This is a genomic window from Chryseosolibacter histidinae (assembly GCF_018598225.1).
In the GTDB taxonomy this organism is placed as follows: Bacteria; Bacteroidota; Bacteroidia; order Cytophagales; family Cyclobacteriaceae; genus Chryseosolibacter; species Chryseosolibacter histidini.
The window spans coordinates 32,050-54,978 of the sequence record NZ_JAHESF010000030.1 but is presented as its reverse complement, the minus strand read 5'-3'; the positions used below and the strand labels follow the sequence as shown (position 1 = coordinate 54,978).

Genomic DNA, 22,929 nt, shown 5'->3' with positions numbered 1-22,929 from the left:
CTAAGGTACGATCCCGACAGCTATCGGGAAGGATATGCGAAGTACGTGAGCCCACCAGTCGATCGAAGACTTTCCCCTTCTGACTCCTGGCTCCTTACTTCTGACTACTATTCTTCCTCTCATGAAACGCCCCCTTAAATTCGGGATCCTCTTTCCGTTTCTGCCTGTCAATCTCCCTCGCCATTTCCTGTGCTTCTTCGAAGGGAGTTTCTGCGATCTCAACTTCACGCGGCATTTGTTTCACCGGGATCTTTTCACGGATCAGTTTTTCGATCTTCTCGATGTGGTACGCTTCCGCTTTCGTTACGAACGTGATCGCCTTGCCTTCCTGGAAAGCCCTGCCTGTTCTGCCGATGCGGTGCACATAGTCTTCGTATAAGATCGGTACGTCGAAGTTGATCACATGCGAGACTTTGGTTACGTCGATACCACGCGCTGTAACATCTGTAGACACCAGCACCTTGAGATCACCCTCCTTGAATTCGTTCACGGCGTTGATGCGGCTGTTCTGTCCTTTGTTGGAGTGAATGACACGCACCGGTCCGAGTCCTTTTCGCTCAAGATACTTGAACACGTTGTCGGCAACTTCTTTGGTCCTGGTGAAGATCATCACCCGGTTGAATTCTTCCTGCTTCAGCAAGTATTCGAGAAAGTTGATCTTGGTCTTGAGGTTGGGCACCAGGTAAAGCTCCTGCTCAACCTGCGAGGCGGTGGTGGCTTGTGGTGTCACCTCGATCTTCACGGGGAACTCCAGGAATTCCAACGAGAGTCTTTCGATGCGCTCTGAGAAGGTGGCGGAGAACAAAAGGTTCTGTCGTTTACCAGGGATCACTTCAAAGATCTTCCGCAGCTGCGGCATAAAGCCCATGTCCATCATGCGGTCAGCCTCGTCGAGAACCAGGGTTTTGATCAGCTTGGTGGGCAGGTCTCCCTTGAGGTAGATCTCCATAAACCTTCCCGGTGTGGCAATGAGGATGTCCACGCCCTGGCTGATGGCTTCGGTCTGCGCTTTTGGACCGATGCCACCATAGATGGGCAGCACGCGCAGGTCGGTATATTTGGTAAGCTGGCGGGCATGATCGGCGATCTGCAACGTAAGCTCCTTGGTGGGTGCCAGGATCAGCACACGCGGGTCGGTGCCTTGTGCATACTTCACTTTCATGAGCACCGGAAGCAGGTATGCTGCTGTTTTGCCCGTTCCCGTTTGGGCGATGCCGATCACCTCCTGGCCACCCAGGATCAGCGGGATCGCTTTCTGCTGAATTTCAGTTGGTGTGCTGAAGCCGGCGTCGGCAACAGCGTTCAGAAGCTGCCGGTTAAGATTAAAGTTTTCAAAAGAAGGGATAGCTGACACTTTACATTTAATTTAGCGGCAATGAAAATTCTGATCACTAACGCAAATATAGTCAATGAAGGCAAGGTCTTTGAAGGTGATGTGCTGATTAAAGACCAGCTTATTGAGCAGGTGGGAAAAGTTTCTTCACAGCAGGCCGATAAGGTCATCGACGCCAAAGGCAAATTCCTGATGCCGGGTGTCATCGACGACCAGGTGCATTTCCGGGAACCCGGCCTTACCCACAAGGCTACCATTTATTCTGAATCGCGTGCAGCAGTGGCCGGCGGCGTCACAACCTTTATGGAGATGCCCAACACCAATCCTCCCACCTTTACGCAGCAGTTGTTGGAAGACAAATACAACATCGCTTCACAGACATCGCTCGCCAACTATTCGTTCTACATCGGCGCTTCGAATGACAACCTCGATGAGGTGATGAAGACCGATCTCCGGAAGGTGTGCGGCCTCAAGATCTTTATGGGTTCATCCACTGGCAACCTGCTGGTAGATGATGAAAAGACCATCGAAGGTTTCTTCTCGCGTTTCCCCGCGCTCATTGCCGCGCACTGTGAGCATGAGCCCACCATCAGAAAGAACCTGCAGGAATACAAGGAGCGTTACGGCGAAGATGTTCCCATCGAATGCCATCCGCAGATCAGAAGCGCCGAAGCATGTTATCTCTCTTCTTCAATGGCCATCGACCTGGCCCGGAAGCACGGCACCAAATTTCACATCCTACACATCTCTACAGCCCGCGAGACCTCATTGTTCGATAACACCATCCCACTCGAAAAGAAAAAGATCACAGCCGAAGCATGTGTTCATCACCTGTGGTTCAACGATACGGATTACAAACGGCTCGGCAATCTCATCAAGTGGAATCCGGCCATCAAAACAGCACAGGATCAGGCAAGCGTATTTGCCGCTTTGTTAGACGACCGCATCGACGTGGTGGCTACAGACCATGCGCCGCATACGTGGGATGAAAAGCAGAACACCTACTTCAAGGCACCTTCCGGCGGGCCGCTCATCCAGCACAGCCTGGTGGCCATGCTCGAGTTTTATCATCAGGGCAAGATCGGCCTCGAAAAGATCGTGCAGAAGATGGCGCACAATCCGGCCATTCTTTTCCAGGTATCGGGCAGGGGATTTATCCGCGAAGGATACTTTGCCGACCTGGTGCTGGTAGACCTGAAAAAATCCTGGAAAGTTGAAAAATCCAATATTCTGGCCAAATGCGGGTGGTCGCCGCTGGAGAATACCACGTTCAGCTCAAATGTGACACATACCCTGGTTTCGGGGCATTTGGTGTATGAACAGGGCAAGTTTGATGAATCGCGGAAGGGGCAAAGACTGCTCTTTAATCGCGATAAGTAACAATTGCTTTGGTATTTTCGGGGGACTATCTAAATTTGCGCTTCCAAACGGTGGATGTAGCTCAGTTGGTTAGAGCATCAGATTGTGATTCTGAGGGTCGCGGGTTCGAGTCCCGTCTTTCACCCCAAAAAAGCCTCTTTTCGGAGGCTTTTTTTGTTTTTCACACCTGGCGTTCCCCGGTCAAAGTATTTTTAAGCCTCAGCTCCGGGCGCTGTTTCCGTTTTACGGCAGAAATGTTTAACTCCGGTGACAAACACCAACAAACACCCCTTTTATGGATCAGCGCATTATCAATCTTTTTGATGAGTACACGCACAAGCCGCTTTCGCGGGAAGAATTCATCGGCAAGCTTATCAGGCTCACCGGCAGCGCGGCGGCGGCCATGGCGGTTCTTCCGCTGCTGGAAGTGAACTATGCCAATGCCCAAACAGTTTCTTCACAGGATGACCGGATCATAACCGAACGCATTACGTACCCAGGCGACGGCACAGAAATGAAGGCGTATCTGGCGCGGCCCAGGGGCGATGCTAAATACGGTGCTGTGGTGGTGATCCATGAGAACCGCGGCCTTAACCCGCATATAGAAGACGTTACACGCAGGGCAGCGCTGGAAGGCTTTATGGCCCTGGCACCCGACGCACTTTCACCACTCGGCGGCACACCCACCGATGAAGACAAGGCGCGGGGTATGTTTCAGCAGCTCGATGCGGCGAAAACGATCTCGAATTTTGCAAAGGCATTCGACTACCTGAAAACGCGCAAAGACTGCAACGGAAAATTTGGTTGCATCGGATTTTGTTGGGGAGGAGCGATGGCCAATAACCTTGCCGTCAACGTTCCTGATCTCAAAGTAGCAGTACCTTTTTATGGCCGCCAGCCCGATGCCGCTGACGTTCCGAAGATCAAGGCAATGCTGCAGCTGCATTATGCGGCACAGGACGAACGTGTGAATGCGGGCATCGCCGCGTATGAAGAAGCGCTGAAAAAAGCCGGAAAAAAATACGAGCTTTTTATGTACGAAGGTGCGCAGCATGCGTTTCATAATGACACGGCGCCGACACGATACAATGAGGCTGCCGCGAAGCTTGCGTGGAGCAGGGCAATGGAATTATTTAATAAAAACTTGAAATAACCGATATTGACGAGGCACTATTTTTTCAATAAGTTTCTGAATGATTACGCGGAGGGAGTTTACGAAGTTGTCGCTTGACAAGAAGATCAGCATGCTCTATGAGAATGGCACGTTCGTCATGGCCATTCGTTACTACGCGTACAAAGTGAACCTCTACCTCCTCGGGAATTTCTACCTCGAAGTGTTCGTCAACCACAAGATGGCCAGCATAGAAAAGATCGTGCCGCTGGACACCACGCATTCAAGAATGAAATTCTATTCCGACCAGATCAAACTTCCGATCGACATTCTTTCATAAGGCGCGGTTCTGCTCAAGAGGCTTCCCGCAGATCTCGCTGATCGGCGCAGATCAGAGCCTTGCATTCATCTGCGTGATTCTGCGCAATCTGCGGAAAATGCATTCAATAGAAAAAGCCCGGCGTTGGCCAGGCTTTCATATCATCATGTAAGATGTTTCTTACGCGGTTGCAGCAGTTGATTCTTCGAATTTCTGAGACATTTTCAGAATTACGGTCTTCTTGGCTTTGTAACCACAGTAGCCGCACTGGAAGTGTTTCAGCAATTCGCCTTCCACGCCAGCCGCAGGTGCTTTCAGGATCTCTTCCCTTACCACTTTGAAAGTTTGGTAGTTGCACTCAGGGCACTGCAGCGCATGCAGGTGGCCGGAATATTTTTCAATTTTAACGTAGCCGGTTTCTTCATCTTTCCATACGTCGTAGTCGATGGAGAATACATTTTCTTCAGCTTGCATACCTTCATCCAGGTAAGCATCTTCTTCATCTTCGCTCAACAGCTTCATAGCCTTGCCTGTTTTCGGAGAAATCCTGGGCTTATAGCGAAGGGCCTTCAATCTTTTTTCGATAAAGAAAGGATAGTAGAATTTCAGCAGGTTCTGAACGATCAGTGCTACGATCATACCCATTGAAACGGTGGTGAAAACGCGGACAAAAATCCAAAGGGCATTCAATTCGCTAACATTTGAGTTCGCAAAAAAGCAGCACCCGATGATCAGGATTATGGATGCCACCCACAATGTCATGATCTCACTCTTGTTGATAAAATCATACTTGGTTTTTGCATCACTCATCGTTGCCAGCCTGATTATGTGACCAATCACGATCAACACGGCAATCGCCCAAGCTCCATAGGCGATATTCTTAGCCATTGCATTCCACGGTGCGTATATTTCTTCCATGATATTGGTAGGTTATTTTTTGTCCACTGTAGCAAATATATAGTGCTGTTTTTACTTTACCTACAGTTGCCTGCAGGAATCTCCGATAAAAACCGGAATACAATTTAATATTTCTTCTGCTAAAGTAAAAACAGCGTTCTGTTCACGATGCTGAATTCAGGGGATTTAATACCATCGTTCATGACTTGGTAACTGTAATTTTTTCAAGAAAAGATCGGATTATTTCAAGCGATTTTTTTTCGTTTTCGAACATGCCCATGTGCGCCACATTCGACAAAATATAACGCTCAATCCGAGGCGAGCGGGCGGCCTGTTCCTGTACGGATTGCACGCTGATGCCCGCGTCTTTTTCACCTGCCAGGAAAAGAATGGGCTTGGGGAAAGTCGTCAACACTTCCAGTCTGTCGGGGCGGTCGCGCATGGCCTGCGTGTATCCCTTCACCGCGGCAGCATCGGCCTCCATGGAAATAGACCGCACCGTAGCAATGGCAGGGTGCTGTTGATTGACGAACAACGGTGCTATGAAATTGGAGGTGAACGCCGTCACCCCTTTTTTGTCTATGAAATCAAGCACTTTATTGCGCGACTCTCTTTTTTCTGCAGAATCTGCATACGCTGTCGAATGAAAGAGCACTAATCCGTTAAAAAGTGTGGGCGCTTTTTCGGCCATTGCTAACGAAACATAGCCGCCCATGGAATGACCGATGAGCACACTTTTATCTAAATTTTTAGATCGCACCCATGCTAACACATGATCGGCAACATCCGCTATGGAAAAGGGTGATTTCAGGCCCGGGCTTTTGCCGAAACCCGGGAGGTCGATCGTAAAAACCTTGAATTGTGCTGACAATTTTTCAGCGAAGCTGTCCCACATGCCCCGGTGCAGGGGAAAACCGTGGAGCAGGATCAGCGGCGCTCCGTTTCCGCGTTCCTGAAAAAAAAGATCGGTCATTATACTGTGCGGGAGACGGATTCCATCAGCTCGGTCACGGTTCTTTCAATGCCATCGGGATCGAACCCGCACTCCTGGTGCAGCTCGATCTGCTCGCCATGTTCCACCACCCGGTCAGGGATGCCCAGGCGTCTTACCTCAGCCGTATAGTTGTGGTCGGCCATGAACTCCAGCACCGCCGTGCCGAATCCTCCCTGGATGCAGCCATCCTCTACGGTGATCACTTTTTTGTACCGTGTGAATATTTCATGAAGCAGGTCTTCATCGAGCGGTTTCACAAAACGCATATCGTAGTGGGCGATCTCCACATTCTTTTTCAGTAATCGCTCGCAAACCTCGGTGGCATAATTTCCGATATGGCCAATGGTGAGGATGGCGAGGTCGTCGCCGTCGCGCAACTTCCTGCCCGTGCCGATCCGGATCTCTTCAAACGGTGTGCGCCAGTCGGGCATCATACCCTGCCCGCGCGGATAGCGGATCGAGAACGCCTTTTCTTTTCTCGGCAATTGAGCAGTATACATCAGGTTGCGCAGCTCCGATTCGTTCATCGGCGCAGCCACGATCATATTGGGAATGCAACGGAAGTAAGCGAGGTCATAGGCGCCATGGTGTGTGGGACCATCGGCACCGGCGAACCCGGCCCTGTCGAGACAAAAATTCACCGGAAGGTTCTGGATGCAAACGTCGTGGATCACCTGGTCGTAAGCACGCTGCATGAATGAGCTGTAGATGTTGCAGAATGGTATCAGCCCCTGGGTGGCAAGTCCCGCCGAAAACGTTACGGCATGCTGTTCGGCAATACCCACATCGAAAGCGCGGTCGGGCATTTCCTTCATCATGATGTTCATGGATGATCCGGAAGGCATGGCCGGCGTGATGCCGATAATTTTGTCGTTCTTCCTCGCCAGCTCCACGAGCGTGTGGCCAAAAACATCCTGGTATTTCGGAGCCTGCGGTGTGTCGTGTGTTTTTTTGTGGATCTCACCGGAGATCTTGTCAAAAGTGCCCGGTGCGTGCCAGGTGGTGGCGTTGCCTTTTTCCGCAGGGCCATAACCCTTTCCCTTGATGGTAACGCAGTGCAGTATTTTAGGACCCTTGATGTTCTTCAGGTCATTCAGGATCATCGTCAGATGGTCCACATCATGCCCGTCTACAGGCCCGAAATAGCGAAGGTTGAGCGACTCGAAAAAGTTGCTTTGGCTTAACAATGTCGACTTGATACCGTTCTCAACTTTGGAGACAATTTCCTGGGCACTTTTGCCGAAAGCAGAAAGTTTGCCCAGCAGCTTCCACACGTCGTCTTTCAGTTTGTTGTACGTTCTGGAAGTAGTGATGTCTGTGAGATAATCTTTCAACGCCCCAACGTTGGGATCGATAGACATGCAGTTGTCGTTGAGAATGATGAGCACGTTGGTGTCTGAAACACCGGCATGGTTCATTCCTTCGAAAGCGATGCCGCCAGTGAGGGCTCCGTCGCCGATCACTGCAATGTGCTGCCGGTCCTGACCTAAATACTTGGAGGCTGCCGCCATACCCAGCGCCGCGGAAACAGACGTGGATGAGTGGCCTACGCCGAAAGCGTCATATGGGCTCTCTTTCATTTTAGGGAAACCGGAAAGGCCCCCGTAGATGCGGTTGGTGTGAAAAGTTTCCTTGCGACCGGTGAGGATCTTATGGCCGTACGCCTGGTGACCCACATCCCATACCAGCTGGTCATGGGGTGTGTTAAAAACGTAATGAAGGGCTACGGTGAGCTCTACCACCCCCAGGCTTGCCCCAAAATGGCCTCCGTAAACAGACACATTGTCTATGATGAACTGACGCAGCTCGTCGCAAAGCTGAACAAGCTGCACCTGATCAAGCTTTTTAACATCGTCAGGACTGTTGATCTGCGCTAAAAGTTTACCCGGGGTAATGAGCATGGCCGTATATGCTTTGTGTATAAATATAAACAGTAAATCAATGTAAGTGTTTCATCAACAGCTTCCAACCTTCTCCCAAACCCGCAAAATTACTTATTTCTGCCTTCAACAAGGATTTTGAAGTATTATAAATAAATTTGTGCCTCCCTATGACGTCACAAGAGAATTTTGAGGTAAAACTGCCACTTTTTGAGGGCCCTTTTGACCTTTTGTTGTTTTTTATCGAGCGCGACGAGCTTGATATCTACGATATTCCCATTGCGAAGATCACCAACGACTTCCTGGATTATGTCCATCATATGGAAACCCTGAATATCGAGGTGGCCAGCGAATTCATTCTTGTGGCGGCTACCCTCATGCGCATCAAATCGAAAATGCTGCTGCCAAGACCACAGCTCGATGAGCAGGGCAATGAGATAGACCCGCGCGAAGAGCTTGTGAAACACCTGCTGGAGTACAAGAAATACAAATCGGTGGTGGATGTCTTCCACAAAATGGAAGAGACCGAGCTGATGAAAGAGAAGCGCGGCAACCTGATGAAGGAGCTGAAGGCACTGGCCGAAAGCACAAACGTGGAGGCCGAGCTTCAGGATGTGACCATCTTCAAATTGATGACGGTGTTTGAAAAAGTGATGAAACGTTTCGAGGCCGAGAAGAACAAACCCGTGCACCAGGTAATCCAATACCCGTATACGGTAGAAGGTCAGAAAAAATATGTGGTAGATGAGGTCAACAAACGTCAGCGGCTTTCATTCATGGAGCTGCTCCAGACATTCCCCACGCGCATCGGATTGATCTTTAATTTTCTCGCCATCCTTGAAATGCTTGCATTGCAGCAGATCAGCATCCAGATCGGCGAAGGTTACAATAACTTCTGGGTCACCAAACATGAACCCGCCGGGGAAGCGGTGAACGGTAACCAGTAATCAGTAACCGGTAAACTGTGTACAGAACAACACAGACAGTACGAACGCTCAAAACCGATTACTCATCACCGAATACCGATTACTGATTAAGCGTAGAGGTCGTTGTTGTCAGCCTGGGCTACTTCTGTAAAAAAGGCGGCTACTTTTTCAGTCACAGCCTTGAAGTAACGTTGCCCTTTTTCCGCTGACGCTTTGCGCGGATCGCCCACGCCCGTATCTTTTGTTACCTGCAGCCACTTGCGCTCAGACCACGCCCATCCTTCGCGAATGGCAGTGATGCGGAATTTTTTGGCAGCACCATCGCCTGCCTCTGACAGAGGTCTTACCAGGTGAGGCGTGAGGTGCATCATCACACTGGTTTCCATTTCGCCTGCATGGTCGTCTTTATTTTCGAAGTACTGTTTCTGATCAACAGCCTGATACCAGTTGCAGCTGCAGAGAAACATTTTCGGATACTGCAGCCCCAGCTCCCGGATCATGGTCTTGAAGTCGTTGCCACCGTGGCTGTTGAGGATCACCAGCTTGTAGATGCCCTGGCGGTTCAGCACGTCCACCACATCGCGCAGCACGGCAAGTTGTGTGCTGGGATTCATGTTCATATCGAGCTTCACATCGAACTGCCCCGTGTTTACTCCAAAGGGAATGCAAGGCAGCACCACCACTTTGTTACCCGCCTCCCACGAGATCCTGGCAGCCTCCGCAGCCACCTGCTCAGCTTCCACGATATCTGTTCCGTAAGGCAAATGATAGTTGTGGGCTTCCGTAGCCCCCCAGGGAAGCACAGCCAACGTATAGGCTGTTTCTTTTACAGTCTTCCAGTTATTCTCGGCAAGTATGTATGGACGCATGGTTTTTAGGTACGTCCCGATAGCTATCGGGATACGAGGTACGAAGTACGAATTTATTGAGGCAAACTACAAATCCAGGTACGAAATACGAGGTACGAAGAACGAGATTCCCACGTACTTCGTATCTCGCCCCTTGAATCGAACTATTTTCCCGGTAACGCAATCTTATACCTCCTGCCTTTCTTCACCGTCAGCTTCTCATCGCGCAGCCATGGGTTGTGGCGTTTGATCAGCTTGTAATTGGTGCCGTGATGTTTGGCAAAGTCTACCAGGCTCTTCACTGTTTCGGTCACCTCTACATATTCCAGCGGCTCTTCGTCGTAGTAATGCTTCGGATTTATTTTGAAACCGTAACGCACCGGGTTCTCTACGATCTCTTTGATGGCGATGATGCGGAACACGTAACGCGAGGTCTCTTCGTTGAGAAAAAGATCATAGTAGGACTTCTCCCGCTGGTTCTCGATGGCGCGTTCAATGCCGCCCATGCCGCGGTTATACGATGCCGCCACCAGAGTCCAGTTGCCGAATTTGCGGTATGCCTGCTTCAGGTATTTGCATGCCGCCTCCGTTGCTTTCAGGGGATTGTAGCGCTCGTCTACTTCGTTGGTGATCTCAAGTCCGAACTCCTGTCCCGAGGTTTTGAGGATCTGCCAGTAGCCCACCGCTTCGGCAGGAGAGACCACGTTCAGCAGGTTGCTTTCGATCAGGGGCAGGTATTTGAAATCATCGGGAATGCCATGCGCTCTCAAGATCTCCTGCATCTGTGGCAGCCAGCGGTTGGCGCGTTTGATAAGGAAGATGGTATTGCTGTGGAGGTAGATGTTGATCTGCAACTCTTTGTCTAGCCGCTCGCGCACATCCGGCAGCTCCATGGGAACCGGCTCGCCCGCAAACGTTACGTTGTTGGGAAGATCGTACGATATCGCCGGCAGCGGACCACTCTCCACGTTGAACTCCGGGGTTGCCACAGCCTCGTCAGACATGGTCTGCGGACTGGAACGATGCCTGAGCTCATTGTAGGAAATATAGGCAAATAGAATAATGATGGCGCTGAGCGCCAGAAAAATGGATAGCTGTTTCATTAAAAATTAGGCGATAACAAATACTTCGAATAGAACTCTTCAATCACTTTCACGGCGTCTTCCGGTGTATCTACCACGCTGAACAGGTCCATATCCTGGGCGTGGATCATCTTTTCGCTGATCAGCACTTTTTTGATCCAGTCAACAAGTCCATGCCAGTATTTTTTTCCCACCATCACAATGGGGAACCGTCCGATCTTTTTGGTTTGGATAAGCGTCAACGCTTCCGTGAGCTCGTCCAGCGTGCCGAAGCCACCGGGCATCACGATAAAACCCTGCGAATACTTCACGAACATCACCTTTCTCACGAAGAAGTAATCGAAGGTGATGAGCTTGTCTTTGTCGATATAGATGTTGCCCTGCTGTTCGAAGGGCAGAAAAATGTTGAGACCAACGGACTTGCCACCCGCACGGTGGGCGCCTTTGTTGCCGGCTTCCATAATACCGGGGCCGCCACCCGTGATCACACCGTAGCCATGCTGCACAAGCCTGAAGGCGATCTCCTCTGCCATCTTGTAATAAACATTGCCGGGTTTGGTGCGGGCGGAACCGAAAATGGTGACGCAGGGCCCAATCTTGGCAAGTTTTTCCATACCCTCCACAAACTCGGACATCACCTTGAATATCATCCAGCTGTTGGCACCTTTGATCTCCGCCCAGTCCTTATCCTTGAATGCTGTACGGATCCGGTTTTCTTCTTCCAGGGCCGTTTTCAGCAGGTCTTCATCTAATTTTTTCTTTCTGGTTTTCATGCGCGATATTCCTGATTAACAATTTCCGATCCCTATCGACCACCTTCGCGGCACGGTCAGGATCAGCAAGCCGCCTACCGGCAGACAGGTTTGAAATTAGAAATTTTATTTGATTAGAAACCTCATTTGAGAACCAGGTCGATCAGTTCCTTTTGTACGTTCCAATCCTTGGCCAGTTTGAGCATCGCAGTTGCTTCCATCTCAGTTACATAACCTTTGAGGTTATTAGCCTGCCACACCATGTTGATCAGCTCTATACGTTTGTCTTTCGGATAGTCGCCGATGATGTTGTTGAGATACTCCCTCGCCCGGTCAAATGCGGTGATATAATCTTCCGAAATAAACTGCAGTGCCCAGGTATACTCTGATTTTGCATCCAGCTCTTCCGATGTTTTGTCCAGGTCTTTCTTTTCTTCCTCGTCAAGTCCGTGGTAATGGAAGATCACCGATTTCAAAAGCATATATACCTTCTTTTCTTCAGAAGATTTCATGGGGTTGTTTGTAATGGGGGCCGGAAATTACCAAAATGGCGTGATAAACCCGGTTAAGAAATCAAAAATAAATCGGATGAGATCTTGTCGGCGAGCAGCCTGCCGGTTCGGGTGAGCTTTAAAAAATTCCTTTCAACCACGGCCAGTTTTCTGGCCAGCAGATCATTGATCAGACCACCGTGTTGCCCAAGCACATCATAGCCGTATTCCTGTTTCAGTTTCTCCAGGTCGCTTCCCCACTGTGTGCGCAGTGTGGTGAGCAGGTATTCGTTTACATGATCTTCTGTTGAAAGCACCTCGCGCTCAAAAGGGATCCTGCCTTCTTTCATCGACCGCACATACTGATGATTATTGCTCACATTGTACTGCCGGCTCACCTTGTCATACGAGTGGGCGCTGGGTCCGATGCCCAGGTAACGCTGCTGTTTCCAGTAGCTGCTGTTATGACGCGACTGATAACCCGGTTTGCTAAAGTTAGAGACCTCGTACTGCTCATAACCTTCGCGCTCGAGCGTAGCCACAAGCATCTCCAGTTGTTTTGCAGCGAGGTCATCATCCGCCGCCTTCAGCTTCCCCTGCGCAGCCCACCGGCCAAAAGCGGTCTTCTCTTCGATGGTGAGCGAATAAGAAGAGATGTGCTCCGGTGCAAGCTTCAGTGCGGCATCGATGTTGGCCTGCCATGCTTCGTCAGCCTGGCCGGGAATGGCATAGATCAGGTCAATGCTGATGTTCTGAAAGCCTGCCTGCCGCGCCTGCCCAACGCACTGCATGGCTGCGGTGGCATCGTGTGCACGGTTCAGGAATTTCAGCACGCTGTCCTGAAACGACTGGATGCCGATGCTCAACCGGTTGATGCCAAGTTGCCGCAGTTCCGCCAGCCTGGAAGGGGTAAGGTCGTCGGGATTGGCTTCCAATGTTACTTCAGCATCGGGTGCCACCGTAAACAATGTGTTTACAGGTTTCAGCAGCAGATTGAGCTCATCTGCGCCTAGCAATGACGGTGTGCCGCCGCCGAAATAGATGGTCTCAACCTTTTCGCCGTAAAGGTAATGTCGCTGAAGCAAGAGCTCGTCTGACATGGCGTTGAGAAGCTCCTGGCGGATGGCTGTGCTGGTGGAAAAATGAAAGTCACAGTAATGGCAGGCCTGCTTGCAAAAAGGGATGTGGATGTAAATTCCTGCCATAATAAATTCAAACTTACGTCCATTTCAACAATGACGCCAATTCGTATAGTTTTGTGTCATGAATAAATTTTACCGGCCGCTGCTTTTTGTTCTCCTGTTACCTTTCACTGCCTTGTTTGCCCAGCCGAAAACTGCTGAGGTGAAAGACCTGCAGTCTGCCTGGATGAAATATGAGAGCGGCACGTACAAGCTGCTGACGGAAACCCACGCATCGCCCGGCAACACGGTTTATTTTAACGTGGAGGCCGGTAATTTTCCAGGTGGCTTTTTGTCGGTAACTTCGGCGCGGCCCTTCTTTGTTTTTTTTAACGGCAAGCTTTCAGGTGAATACCAGAACCGGGCGTTGTTCCGGCTCGACAGCCTGGCGGGGGCGCATTATGCATCGTCGTTCTTTGTCACCATTTACCAGGCCAGCATCAATTCGCGCGATCTGAAGACCACCATCATCACCCGGCAGCAATATGCATCGGCAGCCATCGATATTTTCAAACCCTCGACGTACTTCAGAGACTTCGTTATCCTGTCGGGATTGATCATCATCATTCTTTTCCTGGTCACCATGCGGCTGAATCCTAAACTTTCCGCCGATTATTTCTCTGTTATCAGAATATTTTCCCTGCGTGAAGCAGATGACGCGCAACCCAACGCCCGGTTAACGAGCAGCGCCAACATACAGTTCTACATCGCGTGCAGTCTGCTGCTGGGATTTTATCTGATGATCGTGGTACACCATCTGCCCGACGAGTATGCCCTGCCGTTGTATTTTCAGGAGCGCACTTTCGGTGCAGTAGTGTGGCAGTGGATCAGGATGAGCGCTATTGTACTGGCGGTTTTCTTTACGAAGATATTGTTGATCTTTGCCCTGACGCGGTTGTTTGGGCTTCGTGGACTGGCGCGGGTGCATTTCTTCAACTGGGTGCGGCTGTTGCTGATCGTTTTTGGTGTGGCCAGCGTTGTGCTGTTCGTTTATTTTATCCTGCGAGGTCAGAGTCCGGGATTTTTTGTGGTGTTCCTGTCACTGATAACAGGAACGATGACAGCGTGGGTGCTGATCGTTTTTTTGAAACTTAACAGCAAAAGCGAGCACTCTATGTTTCATTTATTTTCGTACATTTGTGCGACCGAAATAATCCCATTGTTAATTACAATCGAGGTACTGTTCCAATAGCCAGAATACGTTACGTGCTGATATGAGTGAAATCGCTACTGACAGGATGCGTAAGGTAAAAAGCATCCTGGTAACCCAAGAGGCCCCAACTGATGCAAACTCTCCTTACTTAAAGCTTGCCGAAAAATTCAATCTGAAAATTGACTTCAGGCCGTTCATTCAGGTCGAGCCTGTGCCGGTGAAGGAGTTTCGTAAGCAGAAGATAGAGATACTCAATCATACGGCCATTATTTTTACAAGCCGCAATGCGGTTGATCACTTCTTTCACATCTGCCAGGAGCTGAAGGTGGAGATGCCGCCGGAGATGAAATACTTCTGCATCTCTGAACAAACTTCCAACTATCTTCAGAAGTACATCGTGATCAGGAAGCGTAAGATCTTCACAGGTCTGAAAACCGCTCAGGATCTGCTGGAGATCCTCAAGAAGCACAAGAACGAGAAGTACCTGTTCCCCTGCTCTGACATCCGTAAGAACGACATCCCGGATTTTCTGAAAGACAATGGCTATCACTATACGGAAGCGATCATCTATCACACCGTTGCCTCTGATCTTTCTGACCTGAAAGAGGTCTTTTACGATATACTGGCTTTCTTTAGTCCTTCCGGTATCAATTCCTTACTTGTGAATTTCCCAGATTTTAAGCAAAATAATACACGCATTGCTGCGTTTGGTCCTACAACGGCCAAGGCCGTCAGGGATGCAGGTCTCATACTTGATATCGAAGCTCCCCTGCCGAATGCCCCCTCTATGACGGGTGCGCTGGAATTATATATCAAGAAGGCAAACGGTATAAAATAACTTCTTCATACATTGGACTTTAGCAAAGTGTTACTTTTATTACACTTTAATTACATGCCCGTTGAAAGTGTCGAAAAAATAGACGTACTTTAAATCCTATTTTTTCATCTTAAATGCTGAAACGTACTTTTTATACGCTGCTGATTGTCATGTCTGGGGTATCGGTTCAAGCGCAGCAAGACCCGCAATTCACCCAGTACATGCTCAACAATCTGTATGTAACTCCTGCCTATGCGGGTGTAGAGGGCGTTACACAACTTACAGCCATTCATCGCAGCCAGTGGCAGGGTTATCAATCCAGCTTCGGCGATGGCGGTGCACCCACCACACAGATGGTGAGCTTCACAGCTCCGGTCTATAAAGTGAGAGGTGGTTTCGGTACTTATATCGTCAACGACCAGCTCGGTCCGCAAAACAATCTCGAAGCACAAGCCATGTTTGCCTATCACCTGGGTATCAAAGACAGCAAGCTCAGCTTCGGCATGAAAGCAGGCATCTATTCTGTATCGATCAACGGTACGTATTACCGTTATATACAGGATGGCGACCCGCAGATCATCACCGGAAAAGAATCGCAGGTGCGCCCTGACCTCGGGTTTGGCCTGTTCTACCGCTCGGAGAAGTATTACATGGGCTTCGGTATAAATCACTTATTGAAGTCCCAGTTTGATTTCGGTCTCAATGAAGCCCGCAATGCACTTGAAAACCACATGAATTTCACCGCAGGATATTTCTATGAAGTGAACTTCGACCTGAAATTGAATCCAACTGTCCTTGTAAAAACTGACTTCAAGGAATATTCTTTCGATCTGGGCCTGATCGCCACTTTGAAAGATAAGATGTGGGCAGGCTTATCGTTTAGACAATCAGAGGCTGCAAACGTGATGTTGGGTTATAGCTTTTTGAAAGACAAAGCGCTGAAATTCGGTTATGCTATAGATGTAGTGGTTAAAGACCAGGAGGCAAAAGAGAATTTTTCGCACGAATTATTGCTGAGCTACCAGCTACCCGTGGCAATAAATAGCGGCAAAAAAGTCGTCCGAACCCCCAGGTACAGACACTAACCGGCAACTGGTTTTGGTTTTTTTAAGATTTTGAGGAATTTGGTAAGCAATTTTTAAAATAAAGGTTATATAAGTTATCTTTCGAGTCTCAACCCATACATAGCTATAGAATTATGAACAAATCGGTGTCCAATAAACTAGTGATAATCTTCGCAGGTGCGCTGGCAAGTGCATGCGGACTGCTTGGACTGGGCGGTAAAAGTGGTGGAGACCAGGGAGAACTGGTCGGCGTACCGGGCAGAGAGGGCTGGGTGATGACTATTCCCTACGGAATGGTGCCAATCCCCGCAGGGACGTTCCATATGGGACAGGCTGATGAAGATCCTGCTTCCACGCAGATCAACTTCAACAAGCAGGTGACCATCGGCTCATTCTTTATGGACGATACCGAGATCACCAACAACGAGTACCGTCAGTTTACCAACTTTTTCCTGATCGATAATGGTACCATCGAAGGTTTTGAAACCATTGATCCCGAAACATTCAGACAGACTTTATACCCCGATACCACGGTATGGGTGAAAGACTTTGCGCACCACATGGGTGATCCTATTCAAGACTATTATTACTGGCACCCTGGCTATGACGACTATCCGGTGGTAGGTATCAACTGGGATGCGGCCGTGTACTTTGGAAAATGGAGAACCGCTTACCTGAACGACTACAGGAAAAGTGTAGGTGACTTCCCGATGCCTGAATTCAGGCTTCCTTCAGAGGCTGAGTGGGAATACGCCGCACGCGGTGGCCGTGACATGGCTAAATATCCCTGGGGTAACCCGTACATCCGCAACTCGAAAGGTTGTATGCTTGCCAACTTCAAACCCGGCCGTGGTAACTTCTACGACGACGGATTTGCATACACATCACCTGTTCAATCGTATTTCCCTAATGACTACGGGCTGTTCGATATGGCAGGAAACGTTTCTGAGTGGTGTCTTGACGACTTCAACCCTGCATCGGTGCCTACCGTATGGGATTTGAACCCTCAATATATAGATGAGAGAACCAACCCGGAAAGCAGCCAGTACAATCCTAAAGTTCCGCCCAAGAAAGTTGTCAGGGGTGGTTCATGGAAAGACGTAGCCTACTACCTGGAAACAGGTACCAGAACCTACGAATTCAAGGATTCTACCCGCGCTTATATCGGCTTCCGTTGCGCCCTCACGCACCTCGGTCGCTCGTCCGGACAAGAATTTTAATAATTGAAAACTCTCTTTATATTTAAAAACCCGTATTAAAGAATACAGATATAAACTTAAAACCTTACTAAAATGAGCAAGAAAAAAGGCGGATTTACTGCGCTTCTCTACAAAACCATAATGCCTAAAGTTTACGGTATTGGTGCTGCGGTTGTTATTATCGGTGCGTTGTTCAAGATCCTGCACATGCCAGGTGCGGATGAAATGTTGATGATTGGTCTTTCTGTGGAAGCCGGTATCTTTTTCCTGAGTGCCTTTGAGCCGCCTCATAATGAAGTTGATTGGTCAAAAGTATATCCTGAACTGGCAGACGAATATGAAGGACCTGCTGCGGCTCCCCGCATTTCAAATAAGCCTACCGCTTCGCTGACACAACAACTGGATATCTCTCTTGAAAAAGCTAAGATCGGTCCTGAGCTGCTCGATAACCTCGGCAAAGGCCTGAGCAATCTTGCTGAATCAGCCAAGAAAATGTCGAACCTTTCTGACGCTGCCGTTGCTACCAACGACTACGCTAAAAACGTTCAGACTGCATCCAAGTCACTGTCAGAAATGAACAAGTCATACGATGTAGCCATCAAGGCTGTGTCTGCTATGTCTGAAGCATCGAAAGATGCCGGCGAATACCATAGCCAGGTTCAGAAGGTAACTAAAAACCTTGCTGCTTTGAACTCTGTATATGAAATGGAGTTGAAAGATGCTGACAGCCATGTGAAGAACATGAACAAGTTTTACGAAAGCCTGACCGGTGCTATGCACGGACTCTCTAAAGTTGGCGAGAACACTACGAAGTTCACATCAGAACTTGGTAAGCTTACCGACAATATCACTGCGCTCAACAAAGTTTATGGCAGCATGCTCACTGCTATGAAGGGTGGCGCAAACTAATTTTTCTTAAACGAAATATTCAAATTCTAAACGAATATGGCAGGCGGTAAGGAAACACCCAGGCAGAAGATGATCGGTATGATGTACCTCGTACTCACCGCGCTTCTGGCCTTGCAAGTAAGTAATGCGGTTTTGGAGAAGTTTGCGATCATATATGAAACCCTTGAGGAACTTTCGCAGACAGCTACTTCAAAGAACCAGAAGATCTTGAGCGCCTTGATCGAAGAGAAGGGTAAAAGCCCTGATCCGAAGATCGTAAAGGCCCTTGAGAACTCAAGACAGGTAAGGGACCTGACGAAGACAACCATCGAAAGCATTGAAAAGCTCAAAGCAACAATGAAAAGCCTCTCCGGAACCACGGAGATCGATGAGAAGCTGATCAATGACCACAGCTCGAAGGTTGCTACCATGATGATGTCTCAGCCTGAAGGCAAGGCATTTGAAAAATTGTTGAATGACTATGTGACGAAATTGAGAGAGCTGTCAGGACTTGATGCGAAAGCATTGCCCAACCTGGCAAAACCTCCGAAGGAAATAGAAGTTTTCGCTAAAGATGAAGACCACGCTAACAAGGACTTCCTGACCTTTACATTCGAGAACACGCCTGTGATCGCTGCCCTTGCTTCTGTAACACAAATGCAGACAGAAGTGCTGGACTACGAAACAAAGGCGCTTGAAAGACTGAAGGAGATCGCCGGTGCCGGTGATGTGAAGTTCGATAGGATGGTACCTATGATCCGCAGCAAAGAATCGATCGTGGCCGCAGGTGCTACCTACGAAGCTGACCTGTTCATCTCTGCGTCATCTACTTCGTTCCAACCTGAAATGTTCATGAACGGATCGAAGCTTCAGCTCTTCGAAGAGAACGGTATCAAGATGGGTAAGATCAAATTCACCGCTTCTGGTGGTGCTTATAACAAAGACGGTTTTGCAACCAAGAGCTTTAAAGCAGAGATCAAACTGCCTGAGCAAACACTGGAGAGAACCGTTGAATACCTGGTTGCTCAGCCTACTATCAAGGTAACAACCGGTAATGCTCCCACGCTATACTTAAACTGCGGTAACAACGTTACTATCGAGGTGCCTGCGCTGGGAACAAGCTATAACCCTTCATTCTCTTCTTCCGCTGCGGAGATCAGAAAAGGCGACAAGCCCGGAAAAGTTACCATCATCCCCAGTGCACGTAAGATCGCTGTGAACGTTAGCAACGGTGGTACACCGATCGGCGTTCAGAACTTCGACGTGAAACTGATCCCTGAGCCCCGCTTTGTGGCTTACATCGGCAACACACCTGTTGACCTGCGCCAGGGTATTAAACCCAACCAGGTACGCAGCCTCAGGATCGTTATTGAACCTGATGAGAACTTCAAGGAAGAAGTTCCCAAAGATGCACGCTATAGCATCAAGGATATGGAAGTGATCATGGGTGCCGGACCCGTTGCAAAGGCTCAGATGCGTGCTACTAACAGCAGCCCTGACCTCGGCGCCTGGAGCAATTCAGCAAAATCTGGCGACAGGATCGTATTCTCCATCAGGGAGGCAGTGAGGAAAACGTACACAGACAAAGAAGAAAAAGTAGCGATCAAGAGCTCTAATAGTGTAGTTGTTATCCCGGTTAACTAAGGTATATGAAAAGGAAATTAATCTTTGCAGGTCTTTTTTCGGTTGCTTCCGCCTACGCCTTCGCACAGGCTGAGGTTGAAACAAACGAAGTGAACCAGGCATTCAAAGAAGAACTGGAGGAGCAGTATAACCCTAACTCGATCAACCCTATCGCCCTGTACGAACAACACTACAAGGTAAGGGTGTGGAGAACCATCGATCTGCTGGAAAAGCAGAACAAGGGTTTCTTCGCCAAGAACGGGGAGATCTCGAAGATTATCATGGATGCAATCACTTCAGGTGAACTGGTGGATATTTATGCCAGCGATTCCCTGACGACGAAGATGAGCAAGGAAGATTTCATGAAGCGGTTGCAGCAGCAAGGTTCAACGGATTATGCTCAGTGGGATCCTGCCAAGGATTTCTATACTGACGATATCGTTACCTACAACGGAAAGAACTACCGCTCGTTGCAAGACAACCGCGGTGCGAATCCCGAAACTTCTACCGACAACTGGACTCCTACATCAGAAGGTAAAGCCGTAAACTACGTGCCCAGCGATGTAAGCAACCTTCAGCTGATGGAAGACGTGATCTTCGACAGAAGAAGGTCAAGATTGTACTATGACGTTCAGGCCCTGGAGCTTTCAATCCCTGGCTCGAAGACCCAAACAGGCTTCAACCAGTCACTGGCCTGGGTTAAGTACAAAGACGTTGAGAAGATCTTCAGAGCACACCCTAAGAAGGCAATATGGTTTAACAGGCACAACACAGCACAGAACAAGAACTTCGCTGATGCCATCCTGTTGAGACTCTTCTGGGGCGCTATCAACAAAGTGCAGAACCCTGACAACGAGACCATCCTTGAGACTTACATTGCCAACGGCAGACCTTACAGGGAAGCTGTGTGGGCAACAGAGTGGATGGAGATCGAGCTCATGGAAAAAGAGCACAACCTCTGGGAATTCTAAGCTGAGAGAACCAATATTCATAAAAAAGCCAGGAGCAATTCCTGGCTTTTTTTATTTCGGCCCCTCAGGCGTTTCTTGTGGGGTGGTTTCTACTTGTGGAGTGGCTTCTATTGTCTTGCCCTTGACAAGCTCCGCTTTCTTGCGGCCCACAAGCGTGGTGAGCTCTTCCAGCGAAGCTTCACGGATCTTCTTCACCGATTTGAAGTGTCTCAGAAGCTTATCCGCGGTTTGCCTGCCGATACCCTTCAGCTCTTCGATCTCGGTTTTGATCTGCGCCTTGCTCCGCTTTTGCCTGTGGAACGTAATGGCAAACCGGTGCGCTTCGTCCCTCACATGCTGCAACAGCAACAGGCCCGGTGATTTTTTGTTGATATGAAGGGGGATGGGATCTTCCGGATAATAGATCTCCTCGAGCTTTTTGGCAATGCCAACGATGGGGATCTTTCCATACAGGCCCAGCTCTTTTAAGGCATCACAGGCGCTGCTCAGCTGCCCCTTGCCACCATCAACCAGGATGAGGTCTGGCAGTGGGCCTGCTTCTTCCATGATCCGTTTATACCGGCGCCCCACGATCTCCTGCATCGACGCAAAGTCATTGGCCCCCACAACGGTTTTGATATTGAAATGACGATAGCCTTTTTTGTCGGGCTTTCCATTGGCAAACCGCACCATCGAGGCCACCGGTGTGGTACCCTGGAAGTTCGAGTTATCGAAACACTCGATCACCAGCGGAAGTGACGTGAGCTGGAGATCTTTTTGAAGGATCGACAACACTTCAAGCTGTTTCGATTTTTTTCCTTCGCGCAGGATCTCCTTGTCTTTCTTCAGCTCGAGGCCGTTCTTGATCGACAAGCTGATGAGCTTTTTCTTGTCGCCGATCTTCGGGATGATATTCTCCGTGTCTTCGTCCAGCAGCGTAATGGGTACGTTGCTGAGAATGGTCAGGTTGTTCCCTGCCCGAAGCTCCTGCGCTGCAAAGCTCAGCAGGTCTTCATCCGTTTCGTCAGCCTTCTTCTTTACCTCAACGGTTTTGGAGTAAATGATCGCGCCTTCCTTGATCTGCAGATAGTTGATATAAGCGTAGTCAGGAATGCTGGTGATGGTGAGCACATCGATATCGGTGAGGTCGCGGTTCACCACGAGCGACTTCGTTTGGAACCTTTCGAGCGTGCTCAGCTTTTCCTTGAACTTTTGAGCTTTTTCGTATTCAAGGTTGATAGCGGCTTGCTGCATCTGGTTCTTGAAGTACTGATACACAATGCTGATGTTACCCTTCAGGATGTTGCGTGCCTGCTCGATCTCTTCCTGGTATTGCTCTTCCTGCTGAAGTCCTGCGCAGGGAGCCTTGCAGTTGCCGATGTGGTATTCCAGGCAGACCTTGAATTTGCCTTGCGCGATATTTTGCTCAGACAACAGCAGGCTGCAGGTGCGGATGGAGTAGAGCTTGCGCACAAGGTCAAGCACGTTCTTCATGGCCACCACGCTGGAGTAAGGTCCAAAATATTCGCCCTGTTCAGGAATGTATTTCCGGGTATAGATGATCCTCGGAAATCTTTCTTTGAGAATACAGATATAGGGAAAGGTCTTGTCATCCTTCAGCAGGATGTTGTACCGCGGCTGGTTCTGCTTGATGAAATTGTTTTCCAGCAGCAGCGCATCGAACTCGCTGAAGGCAACGGTATATTCTATCGACCTGATCTCAGATGCCAGGCGCAACGTTTTGCGGTTAAGACCGTGACTTTTGCTGAAATAACTGGTGACCCTTTTTTTGATGTTCTTCGCCTTGCCAACATAGATCAGCTCACTGTCTGCGTTGTAAAACCTGTATACGCCAGGTGACTCTGGTAACCGTTGAATAGCCTCCTTGATCTCGGCCATAGTTTTTTTAGTAATTGGTAATCGGTCTGGGGGTTTAACCCTTCTAAATCCCGAAAACCTTACAAATATTTTACATTTTCAGAGAAAAATACATTTCCAGCAGAATGCGCAGATCTACGCAGAAATAGTCCTCATATGGATTTGCGAAAATCAGCGTGATCTG

The 22,929-nt window shown here is 49.1% G+C and carries 21 protein-coding genes and 1 tRNA gene; 12 read left to right on the top strand and 10 right to left on the bottom strand.

Annotation, left to right across the window (positions count from 1 at the left end; translation table 11 throughout):
• Nucleotides 1-94 precede the first annotated feature (94 nt).
• Nucleotides 95-1,354, bottom strand: coding sequence for a DEAD/DEAH box helicase (locus KK083_RS23365; RefSeq protein ID WP_254168046.1), 1,260 nt, complete (start codon nt 1,352-1,354; stop codon nt 95-97).
• A gap of 21 nt (nt 1,355-1,375) precedes the next feature.
• On the opposite strand from KK083_RS23365, the gene KK083_RS23360 reads away from it, so the two are divergent.
• The 4 genes from KK083_RS23360 (at nt 1,376) to KK083_RS23345 (ending at nt 4,143) form a co-directional block, all read left to right on the top strand.
• Nucleotides 1,376-2,713, top strand: a complete 1,338-nt coding sequence (locus KK083_RS23360) for a dihydroorotase (protein WP_254168045.1) — start codon at nt 1,376-1,378, stop codon at nt 2,711-2,713.
• Nucleotides 2,714-2,763: 50 nt separating this feature from the next.
• Nucleotides 2,764-2,840 (top strand) — tRNA-His (locus KK083_RS23355).
• Nucleotides 2,841-2,987: 147 nt separating this feature from the next.
• Complete coding sequence (locus KK083_RS23350) at nt 2,988-3,845, top strand: dienelactone hydrolase family protein (RefSeq protein ID WP_254168043.1); 858 nt, start codon at nt 2,988-2,990, stop codon at nt 3,843-3,845.
• 40 nt (nt 3,846-3,885) lie between these two features.
• Entirely contained in the window at nt 3,886-4,143 is a 258-nt protein-coding gene (locus KK083_RS23345) for a hypothetical protein (RefSeq protein ID WP_262899595.1), read from the top strand.
• A gap of 159 nt (nt 4,144-4,302) precedes the next feature.
• Here KK083_RS23345 and KK083_RS23340 read toward each other — a convergent pair whose 3' ends face one another.
• The 3 genes from KK083_RS23340 to dxs form a co-directional block, all read right to left on the bottom strand.
• The gene (locus KK083_RS23340; protein ID WP_254168041.1) at nt 4,303-5,040 is read right to left on the bottom strand and encodes a hypothetical protein; all 738 of its coding nucleotides are present in this window, start codon (nt 5,038-5,040) and stop codon (nt 4,303-4,305) included.
• Between the two features lie 178 nt (nt 5,041-5,218).
• Complete coding sequence (locus KK083_RS23335; protein WP_254168039.1) at nt 5,219-5,992, bottom strand: alpha/beta fold hydrolase; 774 nt, start codon at nt 5,990-5,992, stop codon at nt 5,219-5,221.
• Complete coding sequence (gene dxs / locus KK083_RS23330) at nt 5,992-7,914, bottom strand: 1-deoxy-D-xylulose-5-phosphate synthase (RefSeq protein ID WP_254168037.1); 1,923 nt, start codon at nt 7,912-7,914, stop codon at nt 5,992-5,994. Before dxs ends, KK083_RS23335 begins: the two co-directional genes overlap by 1 nt.
• A gap of 149 nt (nt 7,915-8,063) precedes the next feature.
• On the opposite strand from dxs, the gene KK083_RS23325 reads away from it, so the two are divergent.
• Nucleotides 8,064-8,840, top strand: a complete 777-nt coding sequence (locus KK083_RS23325) for a segregation and condensation protein A (protein WP_254168035.1) — start codon at nt 8,064-8,066, stop codon at nt 8,838-8,840.
• An 86-nt stretch (nt 8,841-8,926) separates the two neighbouring features.
• Here KK083_RS23325 and KK083_RS23320 read toward each other — a convergent pair whose 3' ends face one another.
• The 5 genes from KK083_RS23320 to hemW all read right to left on the bottom strand — a co-directional run bounded on the left by KK083_RS23320 (nt 8,927) and on the right by hemW (nt 13,197).
• Nucleotides 8,927-9,688 (bottom strand): creatininase family protein, encoded by a 762-nt coding sequence (locus tag KK083_RS23320; protein WP_254168033.1) that lies wholly within the window; start codon nt 9,686-9,688, stop codon nt 8,927-8,929.
• 143 nt (nt 9,689-9,831) lie between these two features.
• Nucleotides 9,832-10,770 carry a lytic transglycosylase domain-containing protein gene (locus KK083_RS23315; protein ID WP_254168031.1) on the bottom strand — a complete coding sequence of 313 codons (939 nt, stop codon included), beginning with the start codon at nt 10,768-10,770 and terminating at the stop codon, nt 9,832-9,834.
• Nucleotides 10,770-11,522 carry an LOG family protein gene (locus KK083_RS23310; RefSeq protein WP_254168029.1) on the bottom strand — a complete coding sequence of 251 codons (753 nt, stop codon included), beginning with the start codon at nt 11,520-11,522 and terminating at the stop codon, nt 10,770-10,772. The genes KK083_RS23315 and KK083_RS23310 overlap by 1 nt, the downstream gene beginning before the upstream one ends.
• A gap of 122 nt (nt 11,523-11,644) precedes the next feature.
• Complete coding sequence (locus KK083_RS23305) at nt 11,645-12,013, bottom strand: hypothetical protein (protein ID WP_254168028.1); 369 nt, start codon at nt 12,011-12,013, stop codon at nt 11,645-11,647.
• Between the two features lie 53 nt (nt 12,014-12,066).
• The gene (gene hemW, locus KK083_RS23300) at nt 12,067-13,197 is read right to left on the bottom strand and encodes a radical SAM family heme chaperone HemW (RefSeq protein ID WP_254168027.1); all 1,131 of its coding nucleotides are present in this window, start codon (nt 13,195-13,197) and stop codon (nt 12,067-12,069) included.
• Nucleotides 13,198-13,255: 58 nt separating this feature from the next.
• On the opposite strand from hemW, the gene KK083_RS23295 reads away from it, so the two are divergent.
• The 7 genes from KK083_RS23295 to porN all read left to right on the top strand — a co-directional run bounded on the left by KK083_RS23295 (nt 13,256) and on the right by porN (nt 20,888).
• Entirely contained in the window at nt 13,256-14,365 is a 1,110-nt protein-coding gene (locus KK083_RS23295) for a DUF4271 domain-containing protein (RefSeq protein WP_254168026.1), read from the top strand.
• Between the two features lie 46 nt (nt 14,366-14,411).
• Nucleotides 14,412-15,164, top strand: coding sequence for a uroporphyrinogen-III synthase (locus KK083_RS23290; protein ID WP_438834729.1), 753 nt, complete (start codon nt 14,412-14,414; stop codon nt 15,162-15,164).
• A 113-nt stretch (nt 15,165-15,277) separates the two neighbouring features.
• Nucleotides 15,278-16,228, top strand: a complete 951-nt coding sequence (locus tag KK083_RS23285; RefSeq protein WP_254168024.1) for a PorP/SprF family type IX secretion system membrane protein — start codon at nt 15,278-15,280, stop codon at nt 16,226-16,228.
• A gap of 113 nt (nt 16,229-16,341) precedes the next feature.
• A complete protein-coding gene (gene porK, locus KK083_RS23280) occupies nt 16,342-17,427 on the top strand; it encodes a T9SS ring complex lipoprotein PorK/GldK (RefSeq protein WP_254168023.1) in 1,086 nt (361 codons plus the stop codon).
• Nucleotides 17,428-17,499: 72 nt separating this feature from the next.
• Complete coding sequence (gene porL, locus KK083_RS23275; RefSeq protein ID WP_254168022.1) at nt 17,500-18,315, top strand: type IX secretion system motor protein PorL/GldL; 816 nt, start codon at nt 17,500-17,502, stop codon at nt 18,313-18,315.
• Between the two features lie 36 nt (nt 18,316-18,351).
• The gene (porM, locus tag KK083_RS23270) at nt 18,352-19,938 is read left to right on the top strand and encodes a type IX secretion system motor protein PorM/GldM (RefSeq protein ID WP_254168020.1); all 1,587 of its coding nucleotides are present in this window, start codon (nt 18,352-18,354) and stop codon (nt 19,936-19,938) included.
• A 5-nt stretch (nt 19,939-19,943) separates the two neighbouring features.
• Nucleotides 19,944-20,888: a type IX secretion system ring subunit PorN/GldN gene (gene porN, locus KK083_RS23265; RefSeq protein ID WP_254168018.1), complete on the top strand. Its 945-nt coding sequence runs from the start codon at nt 19,944-19,946 to the stop codon at nt 20,886-20,888.
• Nucleotides 20,889-20,939: 51 nt separating this feature from the next.
• On the opposite strand, the gene uvrC is transcribed toward porN, so the two are convergent.
• A complete protein-coding gene (gene uvrC / locus KK083_RS23260) occupies nt 20,940-22,766 on the bottom strand; it encodes an excinuclease ABC subunit UvrC (RefSeq protein WP_254168017.1) in 1,827 nt (608 codons plus the stop codon).
• Nucleotides 22,767-22,929: the final 163 nt, after the last annotated feature.

Bases quoted from the DNA above. Each gene is read 5' to 3' on its own strand.
- KK083_RS23360 (WP_254168045.1), top strand. From the start codon at position 1,376: ATGAAAATTCTGATCACTAACGCAAATATAGTCAATGAAGGCAAGGTC.
- KK083_RS23350 (WP_254168043.1), top strand. From the start codon at position 2,988: ATGGATCAGCGCATTATCAATCTTTTTGATGAGTACACGCACAAGCCG.
- KK083_RS23345 (WP_262899595.1), top strand. From the start codon at position 3,886: ATGATTACGCGGAGGGAGTTTACGAAGTTGTCGCTTGACAAGAAGATC.
- KK083_RS23340 (WP_254168041.1), bottom strand. From the start codon at position 5,040: ATGGAAGAAATATACGCACCGTGGAATGCAATGGCTAAGAATATCGCC.
- KK083_RS23335 (WP_254168039.1), bottom strand. From the start codon at position 5,992: ATGACCGATCTTTTTTTTCAGGAACGCGGAAACGGAGCGCCGCTGATC.
- dxs (WP_254168037.1), bottom strand. From the start codon at position 7,914: ATGCTCATTACCCCGGGTAAACTTTTAGCGCAGATCAACAGTCCTGAC.
- KK083_RS23325 (WP_254168035.1), top strand. From the start codon at position 8,064: ATGACGTCACAAGAGAATTTTGAGGTAAAACTGCCACTTTTTGAGGGC.
- KK083_RS23320 (WP_254168033.1), bottom strand. From the start codon at position 9,688: ATGCGTCCATACATACTTGCCGAGAATAACTGGAAGACTGTAAAAGAA.
- KK083_RS23315 (WP_254168031.1), bottom strand. From the start codon at position 10,770: ATGAAACAGCTATCCATTTTTCTGGCGCTCAGCGCCATCATTATTCTA.
- KK083_RS23310 (WP_254168029.1), bottom strand. From the start codon at position 11,522: ATGAAAACCAGAAAGAAAAAATTAGATGAAGACCTGCTGAAAACGGCC.
- KK083_RS23305 (WP_254168028.1), bottom strand. From the start codon at position 12,013: ATGAAATCTTCTGAAGAAAAGAAGGTATATATGCTTTTGAAATCGGTG.
- hemW (WP_254168027.1), bottom strand. From the start codon at position 13,197: ATGGCAGGAATTTACATCCACATCCCTTTTTGCAAGCAGGCCTGCCAT.
- KK083_RS23295 (WP_254168026.1), top strand. From the start codon at position 13,256: ATGAATAAATTTTACCGGCCGCTGCTTTTTGTTCTCCTGTTACCTTTC.
- KK083_RS23290 (WP_438834729.1), top strand. From the start codon at position 14,412: ATGCGTAAGGTAAAAAGCATCCTGGTAACCCAAGAGGCCCCAACTGAT.
- KK083_RS23285 (WP_254168024.1), top strand. From the start codon at position 15,278: ATGCTGAAACGTACTTTTTATACGCTGCTGATTGTCATGTCTGGGGTA.
- porK (WP_254168023.1), top strand. From the start codon at position 16,342: ATGAACAAATCGGTGTCCAATAAACTAGTGATAATCTTCGCAGGTGCG.
- porL (WP_254168022.1), top strand. From the start codon at position 17,500: ATGAGCAAGAAAAAAGGCGGATTTACTGCGCTTCTCTACAAAACCATA.
- porM (WP_254168020.1), top strand. From the start codon at position 18,352: ATGGCAGGCGGTAAGGAAACACCCAGGCAGAAGATGATCGGTATGATG.
- porN (WP_254168018.1), top strand. From the start codon at position 19,944: ATGAAAAGGAAATTAATCTTTGCAGGTCTTTTTTCGGTTGCTTCCGCC.
- uvrC (WP_254168017.1), bottom strand. From the start codon at position 22,766: ATGGCCGAGATCAAGGAGGCTATTCAACGGTTACCAGAGTCACCTGGC.